At 63.8% G+C, this 16,057-nt stretch carries 16 protein-coding genes; 11 read left to right on the forward strand and 5 right to left on the reverse strand.

The genetic code is table 11. The annotated features are described in order from the left end of the window. Positions 1-27: 27 nt before the first annotated feature. From L1O02_RS00440 to L1O02_RS00475, 8 genes are all read left to right on the forward strand, one after another. A complete protein-coding gene (locus L1O02_RS00440; protein WP_206736605.1) occupies positions 28-2,061 on the forward strand; it encodes an ABC transporter permease subunit in 2,034 nt (677 codons plus the stop codon). Positions 2,062-2,076: 15 nt separating this feature from the next. Next, entirely contained in the window at positions 2,077-3,747 is a 1,671-nt protein-coding gene (gene pstA, locus L1O02_RS00445; RefSeq protein ID WP_060841764.1) for a phosphate ABC transporter permease PstA, read from the forward strand. Between the two features lie 104 nt (positions 3,748-3,851). Then, complete coding sequence (gene pstB / locus L1O02_RS00450; RefSeq protein WP_060841763.1) at positions 3,852-4,685, forward strand: phosphate ABC transporter ATP-binding protein PstB; 834 nt, start codon at positions 3,852-3,854, stop codon at positions 4,683-4,685. Positions 4,686-4,796: 111 nt separating this feature from the next. Next, on the forward strand, positions 4,797-5,558 hold the full coding sequence (gene phoU / locus L1O02_RS00455; RefSeq protein ID WP_016964958.1) for a phosphate signaling complex protein PhoU: 762 nt from the start codon (positions 4,797-4,799) through the stop codon (positions 5,556-5,558). Between the two features lie 166 nt (positions 5,559-5,724). Then, on the forward strand, positions 5,725-6,684 hold the full coding sequence (locus L1O02_RS00460; RefSeq protein ID WP_060841762.1) for a response regulator: 960 nt from the start codon (positions 5,725-5,727) through the stop codon (positions 6,682-6,684). Between the two features lie 435 nt (positions 6,685-7,119). Continuing rightward, entirely contained in the window at positions 7,120-7,455 is a 336-nt protein-coding gene (locus tag L1O02_RS00465; protein ID WP_235759404.1) for a type II toxin-antitoxin system RelE/ParE family toxin, read from the forward strand. Further along, positions 7,448-7,762: an XRE family transcriptional regulator gene (locus L1O02_RS00470; protein ID WP_060844986.1), complete on the forward strand. Its 315-nt coding sequence runs from the start codon at positions 7,448-7,450 to the stop codon at positions 7,760-7,762. The genes L1O02_RS00465 and L1O02_RS00470 overlap by 8 nt, the downstream gene beginning before the upstream one ends. Before the next feature lie 61 nt (positions 7,763-7,823). Further along, on the forward strand, positions 7,824-8,720 hold the full coding sequence (locus L1O02_RS00475) for a peptidoglycan DD-metalloendopeptidase family protein (protein WP_129405876.1): 897 nt from the start codon (positions 7,824-7,826) through the stop codon (positions 8,718-8,720). A 48-nt stretch (positions 8,721-8,768) separates the two neighbouring features. On the opposite strand, the gene L1O02_RS00480 is transcribed toward L1O02_RS00475, so the two are convergent. The 3 genes from L1O02_RS00480 to phoB all read right to left on the reverse strand — a co-directional run bounded on the left by L1O02_RS00480 (position 8,769) and on the right by phoB (position 12,341). Then, positions 8,769-10,109 (reverse strand): hemolysin family protein, encoded by a 1,341-nt coding sequence (locus tag L1O02_RS00480; RefSeq protein WP_016964953.1) that lies wholly within the window; start codon positions 10,107-10,109, stop codon positions 8,769-8,771. Positions 10,110-10,226: 117 nt separating this feature from the next. Further along, positions 10,227-11,567, reverse strand: coding sequence for a phosphate regulon sensor histidine kinase PhoR (gene phoR / locus L1O02_RS00485; RefSeq protein ID WP_162492862.1), 1,341 nt, complete (start codon positions 11,565-11,567; stop codon positions 10,227-10,229). 84 nt (positions 11,568-11,651) lie between these two features. After that, on the reverse strand, positions 11,652-12,341 hold the full coding sequence (phoB, locus tag L1O02_RS00490; RefSeq protein WP_003177195.1) for a phosphate regulon transcriptional regulator PhoB: 690 nt from the start codon (positions 12,339-12,341) through the stop codon (positions 11,652-11,654). Between the two features lie 151 nt (positions 12,342-12,492). Between phoB and L1O02_RS00495 the strand changes: the two genes are divergently transcribed. Further along, positions 12,493-12,876, forward strand: a complete 384-nt coding sequence (locus L1O02_RS00495) for a hypothetical protein (RefSeq protein WP_060841758.1) — start codon at positions 12,493-12,495, stop codon at positions 12,874-12,876. A gap of 104 nt (positions 12,877-12,980) precedes the next feature. On the opposite strand, the gene ubiA is transcribed toward L1O02_RS00495, so the two are convergent. Together ubiA and L1O02_RS00505 are read right to left on the reverse strand one after the other, a co-directional pair. Continuing rightward, a complete protein-coding gene (gene ubiA / locus L1O02_RS00500; RefSeq protein ID WP_060841757.1) occupies positions 12,981-13,871 on the reverse strand; it encodes a 4-hydroxybenzoate octaprenyltransferase in 891 nt (296 codons plus the stop codon). Further along, positions 13,871-14,434, reverse strand: a complete 564-nt coding sequence (locus tag L1O02_RS00505; RefSeq protein ID WP_060844983.1) for a chorismate lyase — start codon at positions 14,432-14,434, stop codon at positions 13,871-13,873. The genes ubiA and L1O02_RS00505 overlap by 1 nt, the downstream gene beginning before the upstream one ends. Before the next feature lie 202 nt (positions 14,435-14,636). On the opposite strand from L1O02_RS00505, the gene L1O02_RS00510 reads away from it, so the two are divergent. Both L1O02_RS00510 and L1O02_RS00515 read left to right on the forward strand, forming a co-directional pair. Further along, complete coding sequence (locus L1O02_RS00510) at positions 14,637-14,804, forward strand: rubredoxin (RefSeq protein ID WP_025130776.1); 168 nt, start codon at positions 14,637-14,639, stop codon at positions 14,802-14,804. A 42-nt stretch (positions 14,805-14,846) separates the two neighbouring features. Further along, positions 14,847-15,995, forward strand: coding sequence for an FAD-dependent oxidoreductase (locus L1O02_RS00515; protein WP_060841755.1), 1,149 nt, complete (start codon positions 14,847-14,849; stop codon positions 15,993-15,995). Positions 15,996-16,057 lie beyond the last annotated feature (62 nt).

The following is a 16,057-nucleotide window of genomic DNA, read 5'->3' on the forward strand; positions in this document are numbered from 1 at the left end:
GCCAAGGACCCGCTGACCCCCGCCTGGATGCAGGACGCCGGCAAGCCGCTGATGTTCTCCCTGGAAGAGCAGAACCAGGTGGCCATGCGCGTCTCCGACAAGGGCCAGGCGCTGTTCTTCGACATCGACAGCGGCGCCGAGCTGCGCAAGGTCGACCTGCCGATCCCGGCGGGCGCCAGCGTCACCTCCATCGGCAAGGACCAGCCCGGCAATCCGCTGGTGGTGGTCGGTCTGTCCAACGGCCAGGCCCTGGTGTTCCGCCACACCTACAAGGTCAGCTACCCGGACGGCAAGAAGACCATCTCGCCAGCCATCGAGTACCCCTACGGCGAAACCCCGATCACCCTGAACGATCAGGGCGGTGCCCTGGAGCACGTCAATCTCAATGCCAGCGATTCGTCGCTGATCGTCGCCGGTTCCACCGGGGCGCAGTTGCATGTGCTGAAGCTGACCCGCGAAGAAAACATGATGACCGGCGAAGTCACCAGCGAGCAGAGCCGCATCGAGCTGCCGCAGATGACCGAGCCGGTCAAGGCGATGTACATCGATCCGCGCCAGCAATGGCTGTATGTGATCAATGGCCGGGCCCTGGCCGACGTGTTCAGCCTGCGGGACAAGAGCCTCAACGGTCGCTACAAACTGCTGGACGACGCCAATGCCGAAGTCACCGCCAGCACCCAGCTGGTGGGTGGCATCTCGCTGATCATCGGCACCTCCAAGGGCGGCCTGGCCCAGTGGTTCATGGCCCGCGATGCGGATGGCGAGCTGCGCCTGAAGCAGATCCGCACCTTCCAGATGGGCACCGCGCCCATCGTTGAGATCACCGCCGAAGAGCGTCGCAAGGGCTTCGTCGCCCTGGACGCCGCCGGCAAGCTCGGGGTGTTCCACAGCACCGCCCATCGCACTCTGCTGGTGGACCAGGTGGTGGACGGACAGGGCCTGTTCGGTCTGTCGCCACGGGCCAACCGGGTGATCGTCGAGGCCGGCGGCAAGCTGCAACCGCTGCTGCTGGACAACCCGCACCCGGAAGTGTCCTGGAGCGCGCTGTGGAGCAAGGTCTGGTACGAGAACTACGACGAGCCTAAATACGTCTGGCAATCCACCGCGGCCAACACCGATTTCGAACCCAAGCTGAGCCTGTCGCCGCTGACCTTCGGCACCCTGAAGGCGGCGTTCTACGCCATGCTGCTGGCGGCGCCATTGGCGGTGGCGGCGGCGATCTACACCGCCTACTTCATGGCCCCGGGCATGCGCCGCAAGGTCAAGCCGGTGATCGAGCTGATGGAAGCGATGCCGACGGTGATCCTCGGCTTCTTCGCCGGCCTGTTCCTCGCGCCTTATGTCGAGGGCCACTTGCCGGGCATCTTCAGCCTGCTGCTCCTGCTGCCGATCGGCATCCTGGTGGCCGGTTTCGCCTGGAGCCGCCTGCCCGAGTCGCTGCGCCTGAAAGTGCCGGACGGCTGGGAGAGCGCGATCCTGATCCCGGTGATCATCCTGGTGGGCTTCCTCTCGCTGTACATGAGCCCGTTCATGGAGAACTGGTTCTTCGGCGGCGACATGCGCATGTGGATCTCCCATGACTTAGGCATCACCTACGACCAGCGCAACGCCCTGGTGGTCGGCCTGGCCATGGGCTTTGCGGTGATCCCGAACATCTACTCGATCGCCGAAGACGCCGTGTTCAGCGTGCCCCGCGGCCTGACCCTGGGCTCCCTGGCCCTAGGCGCCACGCCGTGGCAGACCATGACGCGGGTGGTGATCCTCACCGCCAGCCCGGGGATTTTCTCGGCGCTGATGATCGGCATGGGCCGCGCCGTGGGCGAGACCATGATCGTGCTGATGGCCACCGGCAACACCCCGGTCATGGAAATGAACCTGTTCGAAGGCCTGCGCACCCTGGCCGCCAACGTCGCGGTGGAAATGCCCGAATCGGAAGTCGGCGGCAGCCACTACCGCGTGCTGTTCCTCTCGGCGCTGGTGCTGCTGCTGTTCACCTTCGTCATGAACACCCTCGCCGAGCTGATTCGTCAGCGTCTGCGCAAGAAATACTCGTCGCTTTAAGAAAGGTAGAAGTCTGTGAAACAGAACTCCCTAAAAGACTGGTTCAAGAGCGGCGCCCCGGGCGTCTGGATCAGCGGTGGCGCGGTGTCCATCGCGGTCATCATGACCATCGGCCTGCTGGCGGTGATCGCCGTGCGCGGCCTCGGCCACTTCTGGCCGGCCGACCTGGTGCACGCCAGCTATGACGTGCCGGGCCAGGCCAACCACCTGGTCATCGGTGAAGTGGTGCAGAAGGAAGAAGTGCCCCGGGCACGCCTGAAGAGCGCCGGTTTGCCGGTGCCCGACCAGGGCCCGGAGTTCATGACCCGGGAGCTGATCAAGGTCGGCAACCGTGACCTGAACGGCAACGATTTCACCTGGATCGTCGGCGAGTGGCTGACCAACCAGAGCTACCCGAAAGAGCTGATGGCCATCGAGCGCCGTGAGTGGGGCAACTTCTACGGCTACCTGGTCAACGTCAAGGAAAGCGGCAAGGTGATCGCCGAAGGCGAGGCTGCCTGGCCCGAGCTGCAAGCGCGGATCAACCGGGTGAACCAGCTGGCGGCCCAGCTCAAGACCCTGGAAAAATCCGACATCGGCGCGATCAACGCCGGTCTGGAACGCATCCGCCTGCACGGTCGCAAGCTGGAACTGGACGGCAAGATGAACGCCGCCGCCCAGGCCGACATGGACGCCGAGCGCGCCGAACTCAATGCCCGTTACCAGGAGATCGAGGCGCGCCTGAGCGACCTGCACGCCCAGTTCAACCGTGACAGCCTGACCGCTCGCGATGCCAACGGTAAGGAAATCGAGATCGGCCTGGGCAAGGTGGTGCACGCCTACCAGCCGAATGCCATGGGCACCTTCACCAAGATCGGCTTCTACTTCAGCAAGGTCTGGGAATTCCTCAGCGACGACCCCCGTGAAGCCAACACCGAAGGCGGGATCTTCCCGGCGATCTTCGGCACCGTGATGATGACCCTGATCATGGCCATGATCGTCACCCCGTTCGGCGTGCTGGCGGCGGTCTACCTGCGCGAATACGCCAAGCAGAACACCCTGACCCGGGTGATCCGCATCGCCGTGAACAACCTGGCGGGGGTTCCGGCCATCGTCTACGGGGTGTTCGGCCTGGGCTTCTTCGTCTACGTGCTGGGCGGTTCCGTGGACCGGCTGTTCTTCCCCGAGGCCCTGCCGGCGCCGACCTTCGGCACCCCGGGCCTGCTCTGGGCGTCCCTGACCCTGGCGCTGCTGGCGGTGCCGGTGGTGATCGTGGCCACCGAGGAAGGCCTGGCGCGAATTCCCCGCACCGTGCGCGAAGGGTCCCTGGCCCTGGGTGCGACCAAGGCCGAGACGCTGTGGAAGATCGTCCTGCCGATGGCCAGCCCGGCGATGATGACCGGGATGATCCTCGCGGTGGCCCGCGCCGCGGGTGAAGTGGCGCCGCTGATGCTGGTGGGCGTGGTGAAACTGGCGCCGTCGCTGCCGCTGGACGGCAACTACCCGTACCTGCACCTGGACCAGAAGATCATGCACCTGGGCTTCCACATCTACGACGTCGGCTTCCAGAGCCCCAACGTCGAGGCCGCGCGGCCTTTGGTCTACGCCACCGCGCTGCTGCTGGTGCTGGTGATCGCCACCCTGAACCTGTCGGCCGTGTGGATCCGTAACCACCTGCGCGAGAAATACAAGGCGCTGGACAGCTAACACTCAAGCTTTAAGCCATAAGCGGCAAGCTCCAGGCGGAGCGCCGCTTTGCCCTAACTTGCGGCTTGCAGCTAAAAGCTTGCAGCTACGAACGGAGTGAGACCATGCAACACGAAACCCATTCCCATGGCATCAACATGTCCGCCCTGGGCCGCGACAAGCAGAGCCTGAGCCTGGAACAGGAAACCGTGGCCATCGAAGTGCCCGGTCTGAGCCTGTTCTACGGCGAGAAACAAGCGCTGTTCGACGTCAGCATGAACATCCCCAAGCAGCGCGTGACCGCCTTCATCGGCCCGTCCGGCTGCGGCAAGTCGACCCTGCTGCGGACCTTCAACCGCATGAACGACCTGGTGGACGGCTGCCGCGTAGAGGGGGCGATCAACCTCTACGGCAACAACATCTACCGCAAGGGCGAAGACGTGGCCGAGCTGCGTCGCCGGGTCGGCATGGTGTTCCAGAAGCCCAACCCGTTCCCCAAGACCATCTATGAAAACGTGGTCTACGGCTTGCGCATCCAGGGCATCAACAAGAAGCGCGTGCTCGACGAGGCCGTGGAATGGGCGCTCAAGGGCGCGGCGTTGTGGGACGAGGTCAAGGACCGCCTGCATGATTCGGCCCTGGGCCTGTCCGGCGGTCAGCAGCAGCGTCTGGTGATTGCCCGCACCATCGCCGTGGAGCCGGAAGTGCTGCTGCTGGACGAACCCTGCTCGGCCCTGGACCCGATCTCGACCCTGAAGGTCGAGGAGCTGATCTACGAGCTCAAGTCCAAGTTCACCATCGTCATCGTGACCCACAACATGCAGCAGGCGGCGCGGGTTTCCGACTACACCGCGTTCATGTACATGGGCAAACTGGTGGAGTTCGGTGACACCGACACGCTGTTCACCAACCCGGCGAAGAAGCAGACCGAAGACTACATCACCGGGCGTTACGGCTAGAAAGCAGCTGCAAGCCGCAAGCTTCAAGCGGCAAGTGAGAGCGGTTCAGGGTAACGACATAGATAGCTTGCAGCTTGTAGCTTGCAGCTCACAGCTTTTGCGGAGCAAACCATGATTTCGAAGGAAGGGTTAACCCATCACATCTCCCAACAGTTCAATGCCGAGCTGGAAGAGGTGCGCAGCCACCTGCTGGCCATGGGCGGGCTGGTGGAGAAGCAAGTCAACGACGCGGTCACCGCGCTGATCGAGGCTGATTCCGGCCTGGCCCAGCAGGTGCGCGAGATCGACGACCAGATCAACCAGATGGAGCGCAACATCGACGAGGAATGCCTGCGTATCCTCGCCCGTCGCCAGCCGGCGGCCTCCGACCTGCGCTTGATCATCAGCATCTCCAAGTCGGTGATCGACCTGGAGCGCATCGGCGACGAAGCCACCAAGATCGCCCGTCGGGCCATCCAGCTGTGCGAAGAGGGCGAGGCCCCGCGCGGCTACGTGGAAGTGCGGCACATCGGCGACCAGGTGCGCAACATGGTGCGCGACGCCCTCGACGCGTTTGCCCGCTTCGATGCCGACCTGGCACTTTCCGTGGCCCAGTACGACAAGATCATCGACCGCGAATACAAGACCGCGTTGCGCGAGCTGGCCACCTACATGATGGAAGACCCGCGCTCTATCTCGCGGGTCCTGAGCATTATCTGGGTGCTGCGCTCGCTGGAGCGGATAGGCGATCACGCGCGCAACATTTCCGAGCTGGTGATTTACCTGGTGCGCGGCACCGATGTACGCCATCTGGGACTCAAGCGCATGAAGGAAGAAGTTGAAGGCACAAGTGGCGAATCCGCTAATGTTCCGGATCAAGCTGACGATAAGTAAGAGTGCCCGAGAAGAGCGCCCGGCCCTTTGGCCGGGCGTTTTTGTTTGGGTCCCTCACATTTGAAAAGCAGCACCCGCGAACGAAAAGTCCCGGCGTGACTGAAGAGTTTTGGCAAAGTGCCATCAGCCAGCGTTATGCTTGCCGGGATTTTTAAAGGGGTGGTCGATGAGTAAGGTAAGTGTGTTGGTGGTGGACGACGCTTCGTTCATTCGTGACCTGGTGAAGAAGTGCCTGCGCAACTACTTCCCTGGCATCAAGATCGAAGACGCGATCAACGGCAAGAAGGCCCAGGCGATGCTCGCCCGCGAAGCCTTCGACCTGGTCCTGTGCGACTGGGAGATGCCGGAAATGTCCGGCCTTGAGCTGCTGACCTGGTGCCGTGGGCAAGAGGCGCTCAAAGCCATGCCCTTCGTCATGGTCACCAGCCGTGGCGACAAGGAAAACGTGGTGCAGGCGATCCAGGCCGGGGTGTCCGGTTATGTGAGCAAGCCTTTCACCAACGAACAGCTGCTGACCAAGGTCAAGCAGGCGCTGAACAAGGTCGGCAAGCTCGACACCTTGATGAACAGCGCTCCGACCAAGATGAACTCGGCTTTCGGCAATGACTCCCTGAGCGCCCTGACCGGTGGCAAGCCGGCGGTGGTGGGGGCGGCTTCGGCTCCGGTCAATCCGTTCGCCAAACCGGCGGCTGCGGCCCCTGCACCGGCCCCTGCAGCCGCAGCGCCGGCGCGCGGCTTGCTCAACAGCCCTCCGGTCAAGGCTCCGGCGCCCGCGACAGCGGCCAGTGGCGGTCGGGGCCAGGGCCAGTTGCGCCTGTCCAGCGGCAATCAGCAGTGCGTGATCAAGGCCCTGAGCATCAAGGAAGCGTTGCTGGTGGTGAAGCGTACCGACAGCCTGCCCCAGGTGCTGGAAAGCGCGGTGCTGGACCTGGAGCAGGGCGACAACGCCGAAGTGGCACGGCTCAATGGCTACCTGCATGCGGTGGTGGCGTTGGAGCCCAAGCCAGACAGCGAGTGGCTGCAACTGACCTTCCGTTTCGTCGACCAGGACGCGCAGAAGCTCGACTACATCTCGCGTCTGATCGCCCGCGGTACCGCGCAGAAGCACTTCGTTCCCGGCGCCTGATCCTCCCAGTCCGCTTCGTAGGAGCTGGCTTGCCAGCGAAAGCGTCCACAAGAGCAACACAAGGCTTGCGGGTCTCTTCGCCGGCAAGCCGGCTCCTACGAGGATCAAAGCTGCGGAAATCTGCGGAAAACACTTTTCCCGTTGCGGATTTTTGCCTTGCGCTGAGAGGGCCTGCTGCACCATCCCGCTATCGAGCGAACCACTCGCAACCTAGGCCGTAACCCTCAGGCCACAAGGCCTTCGCCGTACCCCTCGATACGTTCTGCCGTACGTCCGATTGATCTTTTTGTCCTTGATTTATATCTGTTTGGATATAGATTGCACAGAGCGCTCCGTGTCTTTCAGCGCTTGCGGCCATGCCTTGAAACAACCCGGCGCGGTCGCTCCTGGCCATGTTGATTAGCCTTGTTCCTGGTCATTCACAGGAGAGGTTCGATGCCCAGGCACAAGGATGTGGTGTTTGTCGGGAGCGCGCTGCGGGATCTCCGGGCGTTCCCCGAAGATGCCCGCCGGGCCGCCGGTTACCAGCTGGATCTGCTGCAGCAGGGGGAACAGCCCTACGATTGCAGGTCGGTGAAAACCATCGGTCCGGGCGTTTTCGAAATCAGGATCCATGAGGATTCAGGGGCGTTTCGGGTGTTCTATGTGGTCAGGCGGCCCGCAGCCATCTATGTGCTGCACGCGGTGCGCAAGACCACCCGCAAGACCGAAGCGCGGGATATCGAGCTGGCTCGTGCCAGATATCAAGAAGCAGGTTCACGCCATGACTGACCAACCGATCAACCAGCGCTTTGCCAGCGTCTGGGACGCCCTTGAAGCCACGCCCCAGGAGGCCGCCAACATGCGCCTGCGGGCCAAGTTGATGCTTGAACTGGGCAAGACCGTGCAAGCCTGGGGGGTATCGCAGAAGGAGGCGGCCAAGCGCCTCAACATCTCCCAGCCACGCCTCAATGACGTGCTCAGCGGCAAGATCAACAAGTTCTCCCTCGATGCCCTGGTCAACCTGTCGGAGGCCGCGCAACTGGGGGTGGATATCCATTTCGACGCGTCGGGCCCGCACCCTCTGGCCCCGGCCTGATTCACACAAGCTCCATATCCGGCTGTTAGCGTGCCTGCATAACCTGCCAAGAGGCTGCCCAATGCTTGTGCGCCTGCTGCTGTTGTGCGGACTGTCCCTGCTGGCCACCTCGCTGGCGGCGATGACCGTCTACAAATCCGTCGACGCCGATGGCGTGGTGTCCTACAGCGATCGGCCTGCGCCGGGAGCCCAGGCGTTCGTGTTTCACGACCGCATGGAAGAGCACCTGGAGCACCAGGTGCGCCTGGATATCCACAAGCACAAGGGTGTGGAGGCGCTGTATGTGCGCAATGACCTGTACGCCCCGGTGCAGATCGAGCTGGGTTTTACCGGGCTGAACAATGTCAGTGGCGCGCCCGGGCAGCCGATTCGCCAGGTGCTGCCGGCCCGCAGCAGGCAGCGTCTGGCGCTGCTCACGGCGACTCGTGCCGACCAGCCCTTGAGCTATGTCCCCAGGTTCCGTTATTCCCTGGGCGACCCGGCAGGCGCCGCCCAGGCCTATCGCTACCCGCTGCCCTGGCGCGGCGGGCCGTTTCGCCTGACCCAGGGGGCCAATGGCCAATACAGCCATTTCGGGCCCAGGAGCCGATACGCAATGGACATCGCCATGCCGGTGGGCACGCCGATCATTGCTGCGCGTGGCGGGGTGGTGGTCAAGACCGAGAACGCCCAGAACGGGCGGGGCGACAACCCGGCGGGCAACTTCGTCCGGGTGCTGCACGACGACGGCACCATGGGCGTGTACCTGCACCTCAAGCAAGGTTCGGTGAGTGTGCGGGAAGGGCAGCGGGTGGCGGTGGGCAGCCCGCTGGGGTTGTCGGGCAACACCGGCAACAGCAGCGGGCCGCACCTGCATTTCGTGGTGCAGCGCAATACCGGGCTGGGGCTGGTGTCGATTCCCTATCAGTTCAACCAGCCGCTGGGGGATCTGCCGAATTTTGCCCTGGGCAAGAAATGACCCGCTGCTGTAGGCGCCGGCGTGCCGGCGAACGGGCCGAGGGGCCCGTCAATCCAGCATCAGCACCTTGGCCAGGATGATCTTCGGCCCTTTCATCTTCTTGATGATGATGCGCAGGCCTTCGACTTCCAGCACTTCTTCCTCTTCCGGCACCCGTTTCAGGGTTTCGTACACCAGGCCGGCGAGGGTTTCGGCTTCGATATGGTCCAGGTCGATGCCCAGCAGGCGCTCGACCTTGAACAGCGGGGTGTCACCGCGCACCAGCAGCTTGCCCGGCTGATAGGCGAGGATGCCGCGCTCGGTCTTGCGGTGTTCGTCCTGGATGTCGCCCACCAGCACTTCCAGCACGTCTTCCATGGTCAGGTAGCCGATCACCTTGCCGTCGGCTTCTTCCACCAGGGCGAAGTGCGAACCGCCCTTGCGGAACTGCTCCAGCAACTGCGACAGCGGCATGTGCCGCGACACGCGCTCCAGCGGGCGGGTCAGCTCGGCCAGGTTGAACGACTCGGGAATGTGGTCCAGGGCCGCCAGTTCCAGCAGCAGGTCCTTGATGTGCAGCAGGCCGACGAACTCGTTGCGCTCGCTGTCGTAGACGGGGTAGCGGCTGAACTTGTGGCGGCGGAACAGGGCGAGGATTTCCTTGAGCGGCGCGTTGAATTCGACGCTGATCAGGTCTTCCCGGGAGTTGGCCCAGTCCACCACTTCCAGTTCGCCCATTTCCACGGCCGAGGCCAGCACGCGCATGCCCTGGTCGCTGGGGTCCTGGCCGCGGCTGGAGTGCAGGATCAGCTTGAGTTCTTCACGGCTGTAGTGGTGCTCGTGGTGCGGGCCGGGCTCGCCCTGGCCGGCGATGCGCAGAATGGTGTTGGCGCTGGCGTTGAGCAGGTAGATGGCCGGGTACATCAGCCAGTAGAACAGGTACAGCGGCACCGCGGTCCACAGCGACAGCAGCTCGGGCTTGCGGATCGCCCAGGACTTGGGCGCCAGCTCGCCGACCACGATGTGCAGGTAGGAAATGATGAAGAACGCGGTAAAGAACGACACGCCGCGGATCACTTCCGGGGAGTTGACCCCCACCGCACCCAGCAGTGGCTCCAGCAGGTGGGCGAAGGCCGGCTCGCCGACCCAGCCCAGGCCCAGGGAGGCCAGGGTGATACCCAGCTGGCAGGCCGAAAGGTAGGCATCGAGCTGGCTGTGCACGGTGCGCAGGATCTGCCCGCGCCAGCCGTTCTTGTGGGCGATGGCTTCGACCCGGGTCGAGCGCAGCTTGACCATGGCGAACTCTGCGGCAACGAAAAAACCGTTGAGCAGGACCAGGATCAGAGCAAAAAGAATCATGCCGAAGTCGGCGAACAGAGACGCGAGGGTAAAACCAGGGGAAGGGTCCATGATGGAGTTTTGCGGGTTCCGTGTATTCGAAAAAGAAGGAAAGGCGGTGCCTGAAGGGCAGGCACAAGCTACGCAATGTAGCGGCTGACAGGGCGATTGCCTAGGGGCACGCCACGGTCAGCGCTGTTCGGTCAGGCTGGGGGTCGCGGTTTTTTTCACCTGGGCCGGGGCAAAATGGCAGGTAAAGGTGCTGCCGTGGCCCAGCACGCTGCTGATTTCCAGGCGCGCGCGGTGGCGCAGCAGCACGTGCTTGACGATGGCCAGGCCCAGGCCGGTGCCGCCGGTGTTGGAGTTGCGGCTCGAGTCCACCCGGTAGAAGCGTTCGGTGAGGCGCGGCAGGTGCTTGTTGTCGATGCCGATCCCCGAATCCTGCACGCTCAGGTGCGCGCCCTGGTCGTCACCCCACCAGCGAATGCGGATATTGCCTTCGGCCGGGGTGTATTTCACCGCGTTGAACACCAGGTTGGAGAAGGCGCTGCGCAGTTCCGCTTCGCTGCCCTTGAGTTGCACCGAGCCATCGGCCTCCAGGGTGATGCGCTGGTTGCGCTCCCCGGACAGCGCCTGGGCATCGCTCTTGATCGATTGCAGCAGCGCGTCGATGGGCACCGGCTGGTTGTCCGACGGGTAGTCGGTGGCTTCCAGCTTGGCCAGCAACAGCAGGTCGTTGAGCAGGGTCTGCATGCGTCCGCCTTGCTGCTGCATCTGCTGCAGGGCGCGGCTCCAGCGCGGGTTCACTTCGTCGACGTTGTCCAGCAGGGTTTCCAGGTAGCCGCAGATCACCGTCAGCGGGGTGCGCAGCTCGTGGGACACGTTGGCGATGAAATCCTTGCGCATCTGTTCCAGCTGGTGGATGCGGGTCACATCGCGCACCAGCATCAGGTGCTCGTTGTTGCCGTAGCGGGTGATGTACAGCTGGATGCGCACCCGGTCGTTGGCCGGAGAAGGGATCTCCAGCGGTTCGGCGTAGTTGTCCTGCTCGAAGTACTCCTTGAAGCGCGGGTGGCGCACCAGGTTGGTCACCGGCTGGCCGCTGTCCTGGGGTGTCTTGAGCCCCAGCAAGGTTTCGGCGGCGCGGTTCCACCATTCCAGGTTGCCGTCGCTGTCGAGCATGATCACCGCGTCTTTCAGCGCCGCAGTGGACTCCTGGACCCGGTCGATCACCGCCTGCAGGCGCCCGCGTACCCGCTGATCGCGGCGTTGCAGGTGATAGATGCTGTCGAAGACTTCGCCCCACAGGCCATAGCCATCGGGCGGCGCTTCATCGGGTTGATGCAGGCGCAGCCATTCGTGCAGGCGCAGCAGCTGCTTGAGGGTCCAGGCCAGGTAGAGCCCCAAGCCGGCGGCCAGGCTCCAACCGTAGTAGCCGCTGATCAGGCCCACCAGCAGGCAGCCGGTGATCAACAGCAACAGGTGGCGAATCAGGGTGCCATGCCAGTTTTGATTCACGTTGAAAAGCAGCTCCATGCTGTAAGCCGCAAGCTGCAAGTTCAGAGGCGGTCGGTCATCAACCTGCCGCTTGTGGCTTATAGCTTGCCGCTGTTGTTAGGCCTTGGTGGAAAAACGATAGCCGGTGCCGCGCACGGTTTGTACCAGATTCTCGTAGGCGTCACCCAGGGCTTTGCGCAGCCGGCGGATGTGCACGTCCACGGTGCGTTCCTCGACGTACACATTGCCGCCCCAGACCTGATCCAGCAGTTGGCCGCGGGTGTAGGCGCGTTCCTGGTGGGTCATGAAGAACTGCAGCAGGCGGTATTCGGTGGGGCCCATTTCCGCCGGCTTGCCGTCGATGGTCACCCGGTGGCTGATGGGGTCCAGCAGCAGGCCGCCGACTTCGATCGGTGCTTCGCCGTCGGTGGGGCCGGCGCGGCGCAGCACGGCCTTGAGGCGCGCCACCAGCTCGCGGGGGGAGAACGGCTTGGTGATGTAGTCGTCGGCGCCGACTTCCAGGCCCTGGATCTTGTTGTCCTCTTCGCCCTTGGCGGTGAGCATGATGATCGGGATGTCACCGGTCAGTTCGTCGCGCTTGAGGCGTCGCGCCAGCTCGATGCCGGAGGTGCCGGGGAGCATCCAGTCCAGCAGGATCAGGTCCGGCTTGCGGTCGACGATGATGGCATGGGCCTGCTGGGAGTTCTCTGCCTCCATGCAGTCATAGCCGGCCATTTCCAACGCGACGGCGATCATTTCGCGAATCGGCGCTTCGTCGTCAACGATCAGAATGCTTCTGCCAACCATGCTGGAACCTCTTGTCATTTAACTGTCTTGCGCCGCATTAGATAACGGAATTATTGCAGTCGTGTGACAGTATTTCAGGTGGCGCAGCGCGGTGCTTGTTCGTCGACTAAGCTTTGAGTCCGATTCCTGACAACCACAAAAGAAGGTTTCCATGACTCTGTTCAAGCAATCGTTGAAAGTCCTGCTGGTAGGCGCTGTCCTGGCCCTGCCGACATTCGCCCTGGCCGCCGACCCTGCGATGAGCAAGGACGGCGTGCTGGTCAATCTCCAGGGCATGACCCTCTACACCTTTGCCAAGGACACCGGTGGCAAGTCCATGTGCAACGACAAATGCGCCGCCAATTGGCCGCCGCTGATGGCCGAAGGCAGCGACAAGGCCATGGGCAAGTGGACGGTGATCAAGCGTGACGACGGCAAGATGCAATGGGCCTATGACGGCAAGCCGCTGTACAGCTTCGTGATGGACAAGAAGGCCGGTGACATGACCGGTGACGGCAAGATGGACGGCGCCTGGAAGGTCGCCAAGTCCGACTGACCTCGGGCCGTTCGCAGCCTGCGGCAGCGGCTACACCGATCTCTGTAGCCGCTGCCGAGCCATGGCGAAGCTGCGAAAAGGCCCGCAGGGCCTTGCCTGACGCGCTAGCGCAACGCGTAATCCAGCACCACGCCGATAAAGATCGCCATGCCCGCCCAGTGGTTGTGCAGGAAGGCCTTGAAGCACTTCATCCGGTCGCGATCCCGGGTGTACCAGAACTCCCAGGCAAAACACCCCGCCGCCACCAGCAGCCCCAGGTGGAACCAGCCCCCCAGGTTAAAGCGCGCCCCGGCCAGCAGCAGGCAGCCCAGTGACAGGCCCTGCAGGGTGAGAATGATCACCCGGTCGGCATCGCCGAACAGGATCGCCGTGGACTTGACCCCGATCTTCAGGTCGTCGTCGCGGTCGGTCATGGCGTAGTAGGTGTCGTAGCCCACGGTCCATAGCAGATTGGCGATGTACAGCAGCCAGGCAGTGGCCGGCAGTTCGCCGTTCTGCGCGGTGAAGGTCATCAGGATGCCCCAGGAGTACGCGGCCCCCAGCACCACTTGCGGGTAATAGGTGTAGCGCTTCATGAAGGGGTAGCAGGCGGCCAGGGCCAGGGCGCCGAACGACAGCCAGACCGTGGTGGCGTTGGTGCACAGCACCAGCAGGAAGGCGGCGCCCATCAGTATCGCGAACAGCGCCAGGGCTTCCTTGGCGCTGACCTTGCCGGTGGCCAGGGGCCGCTGGTCGGTGCGCTTGACCTGGCCGTCGACCTTGCGGTCGGCGAAATCGTTGATGGCGCAGCCGCCGGCGCGGGTCAGGACCACGCCGAAGGTGAAGATCAGCACATGGCTCAGGGACGGCTTGCCCTCGGCGGCGATCCACAGGGCCACCAGGGTCGGCCACAGCAGCAGATAGATGCCGATGGGCTTGTCCATGCGCGCCAGTTGCAGGAAGTCCCAGGCCCGCGGATGCAGGCGGTTGAGGGATTTGAGCAGGCTCAGGTACATCAGCAGGCCTCCGGTTGGGCTTGGATGGCGCGCCACAGGCTGGGCAGGAAGACTTCGGCCACCAGCAGGCTCAAGGGGCCGCGATCGAAGCGCGAGCGACGGCCCCAGAGTCCGTCGCTGGCCACCGCGTCGGGCAGCCAGGCCTGTGGATAGCGGCAGACCTCGATGGGACGGCGGGCAAAGGCCTGGTCGCAGAACAGCAGTTCACCCAGGGAGCGGCTGCCCAGCTCATCGATGTTCAGGCCGCCGTCTTCCAGGGCACTGCGGGCGGCGACGCTGCGGGCGAAGACCCAGGCTTCACCGTGGCCCCGCAGGTACACCTCGCGGACCCAGCCGATGCTCTGTTCGGGCAGGTCCAGGGCGACGCATTCGTCGTGGCGCAGGGTTTGCCATTCTTCCACCAGCGGCGTGACGCTGAAGCCGTTTTGCGAAAGGCGGGTCAGGCGCCGGGTCAGCGACCCTTCATCGAACAGCCAGTTGGCCACGGCTGCGCCGGGGAAGGGGGACAGACGGCTTTGCGCCAGCCAGGTGGGGGCCGGAGCGGGGGGCATTGAGTGCGGCACAGTGGGTCAGTATTGGCAGCAAATGAGGCGGCGAGCTTAGCATGACGATCGGCGATTTTGATTGATCCAGGACGTCCGGCGACACGAACCTGCTTGCATCTGCCGGTAGTGATCAGTAAAAAACCCCAGTGCCGAACGCTGATCAGCGTGGCCTTTAGAGTCGATTCATCGACCGAGCCTGAACTCCCGAGGAAATGCAGCAATGAAAAAGTGGCAATGTGTGGTCTGCGGCCTGATCTATAACGAAGCGGAAGGCTGGCCGGACGACGGTATTTTGCCTGGGACCCGTTGGGAAGACGTGCCCGAAGACTGGCTCTGCCCGGACTGCGGCGTGGGCAAGATGGATTTCGAAATGATCGAGATCGCTTGATCGACTTTTGTGGCTTGAACGACCAATGACAAGGAGCAGGGAATGAGCGCACCGGTGGTGATCGTGGGGACAGGCCTGGCGGGTTACAACCTGGCCCGGGAATTTCGCAAGCTCGACGGCCAGACGCCATTGCTGCTGATCACTGCCGATGATGGCCGTTCCTATTCCAAGCCGATGCTTTCCACCGGCTTCGGCAAGAACAAGGATGCCGACGGCCTGAGCATGGCCGAGCCCGGCGCCATGGCCGAGCAGCTCAAGGCCGAGGTGCGCACCCACACCCGCATCAGCGGCATCGACCCGGGCCACAAGCGCCTGTGGATCGGTGAAGAGGCGGTGACCTATCGCGACCTGATCCTGGCCTGGGGCGCGGAGACCGTGCGCGTACCGGTGCAGGGCGATGCATCCGAGCTGATTTTTCCCATCAATGACCTGGAAGACTACGCACGCTTTCGCAACGCCGCCGCCGGCAAGCGGCGGGTGCTGTTGCTGGGGGCCGGGCTGATTGGCTGCGAGTTCGCCAACGACCTGATCCTCGGCGGCTACAGCGTGGACCTGGTGGCCCCGTGCGAACAGGTGATGCCAACCCTGCTGCACCCGGCCGCCGCCGCGGCGGTCCAGGCCGGGCTGGAAAGCCTCGGCGCGCGCTTCCACCTGGGGCCGGTGCTCAATCGCCTGCAACGCAGCGGTGATGGCCTGGAGGCCCATCTGTCCGATGGCCAGGTGATCGCCTGCGACCTGGTGGTCTCGGCCATTGGCCTGCGCCCGCGCATCGATCTGGCCGCGGCGGCCGGGCTGGTGGTCAATCGCGGCGTGGTGGTGGACCGCGAGCTGAAAACCTCCCACGCCAACATCTACGCCCTGGGCGATTGCGCCGAGGTCGATGGCCTCAACCTGCTGTACGTGATGCCGCTGATGAGCTGTGCCCGGGCGCTGGCGCAGACCCTTGCCGGCACGCCGACGGCAGTCAGCTATGGACCGATGCCGATCACCGTGAAGACCCCGGTCTGTCCACTGGTGGTGTCGCCGCCACCGCGGGGCGCCGAAGGCGTCTGGAGCGTCGAAGGGCAGGGCGCCGACATCAAGGTCCTGTGCCGTGACGCCAGCGGCCGGTTGCTGGGCTACGCCCTGACCGGGGCGGCGGTGATGGAAAAACTGGCCCTGAACAAGGAACTCCCGGCCCTGCTGGCTTAAATACCGGTCGTTCTGTCGGAATAACCGGGATTTTGCCCCTACAAAGGTCGCGCCAAGACTGG

This window comes from Pseudomonas sp. BC42 (assembly GCF_021560055.1).
Classification (GTDB): Bacteria; Pseudomonadota; Gammaproteobacteria; order Pseudomonadales; family Pseudomonadaceae; genus Aquipseudomonas.